General features: G+C 66.6%; 2 protein-coding genes. Both read left to right on the forward strand.

All coding sequences use genetic code 11. From position 1 onward, the window contains the following. On the forward strand, nucleotides 1–1,266 hold a 1,266-nt coding region (locus NS334_RS18700; RefSeq protein WP_193753113.1), incomplete at its 5' end, for a hypothetical protein. Between the two features lie 245 nt (nucleotides 1,267–1,511). After that, the gene (locus NS334_RS14400) at nucleotides 1,512–3,170 is read left to right on the forward strand and encodes a recombinase family protein (protein WP_275044691.1); all 1,659 of its coding nucleotides are present in this window, start codon (nucleotides 1,512–1,514) and stop codon (nucleotides 3,168–3,170) included. The last annotated feature ends 152 nt before the right edge of the window (nucleotides 3,171–3,322 follow it).

The following is a 3,322-nucleotide window of genomic DNA, read 5'->3' on the forward strand; positions in this document are numbered from 1 at the left end:
TGCATTTGGTTTGACGGTGCCAGTTCCGCAGCCGACCGCGCCCTCGCCGCGCGCGCCGCTGACGTGAAAGCCGGCCGCATCGTCGCTCCCTCGTCATGCCCGGACGGCGAATGGTGGCGCTGCGCCGAGGCCGCAGACCGCGAAGCGTTGGCGAGGGTCTTTCCGCAGAGGAATTTCGAGCGCGTGCTCGAGCCGGTTCTGCACGAATATCTGACCGCCGCCGGTGAGGCCGTGCTGGACCGGCTGGAAACGATGAAGACATCGCGGAGCCGCGCAAACAGCTGGGATGAGCAGGCCGTCAACCTGACGAGCCGGTACATCTGCGAGTTCCTGAGCCAGCGTGGCTGGCGCAAGGAACATGAGGTCCTCGCGAGCGCAGCCGGTCGCCACTTCGATGCGCTGGCAGCCGGGGAGGAGCACGCCGCGACCATCGTCGACAGCGCTCGCATGATCCTTATCGACTGGGCGTTGACGAGCGATCGTCTTGCGGCGGCCGGCAGCACCTCGGCCGGCAGCGTAGCCCGGCAACGCGCCATGCGGGCGTTGGAAGACTGCGGCCTTTCACATCTGAGCGCTCGCGACGAGCCGCACCTGCGCCCACAGGCTCTGCACGAGCAGGTGCGCGACGCCGCGCGCCGTGCCGTGTCGCTGGATCTCGGCACGAAACTGGATGCCGATCTTCACCGCTTCAACGACTCGCTGGTCGAGGGTAACGTCGCGGCCAGTGGTCGCATGGCCGAGCAGCGCGCGGCCGCCCATGGCTTCGTCCACCCGCAAGGCGAGACGGCTGCGGGCGCGGCAAGCTGGGCGGAGCGGCAGGCGCGTGAGGCTTCCAGTCGCGTCGCGCTAGCCGAGGCGACGTCAGTGCTGCAGGACTATCGCGCCCGCTACCCGCAGCCGGCGCCGCCGATCATCTATTTCGGCAAACGCGGGCGTGCCGGCTTCGAGCCGGACGAACTGGCGGCACTTGAGTCGCAGGTCGCGCATCCCGGCGAGCGTGTCCGGGTTAGCGCACCCGGATACGACACCGCCAGCGCGATGACGATCGCCGAGACGCATGCGTTCCGCGGACCGGAGGGCCATCTGATCGCCCGGTACCGGCTGGATGGCCACGATCGTGATTTCAGCGACGAGGATCTGGTCCGCCTGGGTCGCCGCCATACCGACGGCGGGCGCGTGCTGCTCGACCGCACGACCTGGACCCCGCCGGTGAAAAAGTTGAGCCTGGTGGCGAGCCGCGCGATGAACGGCGGCATGGGCATGTGACGCGATGCGACCGGCAGCCGGAGACGGTTGCCGGCCCTTCACTTTTCTTCACCACGCGCGTGGGTTGGACGATGCTTGTGTCCTGTGGACTGGTGGATGGAACACCATGCCCGCCCCGCGCCACCCTCCCCCACTCCCGAATCGGCACGTCATACCGCCGCATTGGCGCTCGCCAGACTGCTTGCGCGCGATCTCGCGCGGACTCATCTTGCCCCCGCCAGCCGCAGCGATGGAGAAGTGAAGTGATGAGGGTCGCACTCTACGCCCGCTACTCGACCGACATGCAGAAGCCCGAGACCATCGCAGTCCAAAACGGCAATATGCGGGCGTATGTCGCCAAAGCCGGCTGGCAGGAAGTCGGGGCGTGGGCGGACGAGGCGATATCCGGCGCGACGCTCAACCGCCCCGGCATCCAGGCACTGCTCGCCGCCTGCGAGCGCCGCGAGGTCGATGTGGTGCTGGCCGACGAACTCGACCGGGTGTCGCGCGCGCAATCACATACCGCCAAGGTCTTCGAGCGGCTGCAGTTCCTCGGCATCCGGTTGGTGACCGTGGCCGAGGGCGAGATCACGCGGCTGCATGTCGGCATGAAGGGAACGATGAATGCCGAGCAGATCTCGGCGACGTCGCGCAAGACCCGCGATGCGCTCGCCGACCGGCACATGAAGGGCCTGAATACCGGCGGCCGCGCCTATGGCTACGATCTCGACTTCCAGCTCGATGCACGCGGCGACCGCATCCCCGGCCACCTCAAGGTGAACCCGACCGAGGCAGAAAACATCGTGTGGATCTGCGAAGAATATGCCGCCGGGCGTTCGGCCAAGGACATCGCCGCCGACCTCTACAGCCGCGGCGTGCCGGGCCCGCGCGGTGGGAAGTGGTCGGCTTCGACCATCAACGGCAACAAAAAGCGCGGGACCGGCATCCTCAACAACCAGGCCTATGTCGGTCGCCCGGAGCATCAACGGCAAACGTTCCGCAAGGACCCGGAGACGGGCAAGCGCCACGCCTTCGCGACCGCCGAGGGCGTGAAGAAGACCGCCGAGGTGCCGCATCTGCGCATCGTCAGCGACGAGCTGTGGGCGAAGGTGAAGGCACGCCAGGAACAGACCGCCTGCCCGCACGGCCCCGAGGTAACGCCGTTCTGGGCCAGGCAGCGCCCCAAATATCTGCTGACCGGCAAGGTCACCTGCGGGGTATGTGGCTCGAACTATGGCAAGGTCGGCAAGCTGCGCTCGGGCTGCCACGCGCGCAGCAACTACGGCGAGGCCGGGTGCAGCAACAATCTCACGATCCGCATCGGCGAGCTTGAGGAGCAAGTGCTCGCGGCGCTGAAGGACGACATGCTCCGGCCCGACGTCATCGAGGCGTTCGTCGCGGAGTATGTGGCTGAGAGTAACCGGCTGGCCCGCGAGCGCGACCGCGATGGCGCGGCGCACCGCCAGGAACTGAAGGGCGTCGAGGCCGGTATCCAGCGGCTAACCAACGCCATCCTGAACGGGGTGGACGCGACGCTGGTGCGCGACGAGCTCAACCGCCTGGGCCGCCGCAAGGCCAAGCTCGAGGACCTGCTCAGCCAGACCGCCGAGCCGTCTGTCCCTGCCCTCTTCCATCCGAAGCTGGCGCAGGTATACCGCGATAAGGTCGAGGACCTTCTCGCGGCCTACAGCAGCGAAGCCAGCCGCGCGCAGGCGCAGGAGCTCATCCGCGGGCTCATCGAGCGCATCGTGCTGACGCCGGTGGACGGGGTGTTGCGTGTGGAGATGACCGGCGATCTCGCCGCGATGCTGACGATCAGCCAGGCGGGCGGACGCAAAAACACCCCGGGAGCAGAAGCTTCCGAGGTGCGACAAGTCAAGATGGTTGCGGGGACAGGATTTGAACCTGTGACCTTCAGGTTATGAGCCATAAGGTCAGGGAGACAAAATCTCCGGTACCATGCTGAGAAGTATGGGTTATTTTTCGTCCCGATCTGGCGTTTTACAGGGCGTTTTACAGATTCGGCTTAGTCATCGTCATCATCGCTGTCCGGATCGCCGGTGGACCAGGCATCTGG

Source organism: Sphingomonas endophytica, from assembly GCF_001476895.1.
Lineage (GTDB): Bacteria > Pseudomonadota > Alphaproteobacteria > Sphingomonadales > Sphingomonadaceae > Sphingomonas > Sphingomonas endophytica_A.

Bases quoted from the DNA above. Each gene is read 5' to 3' on its own strand.
- NS334_RS14400 (WP_275044691.1), top strand. From the start codon at position 1,512: ATGAGGGTCGCACTCTACGCCCGCTACTCGACCGACATGCAGAAGCCC.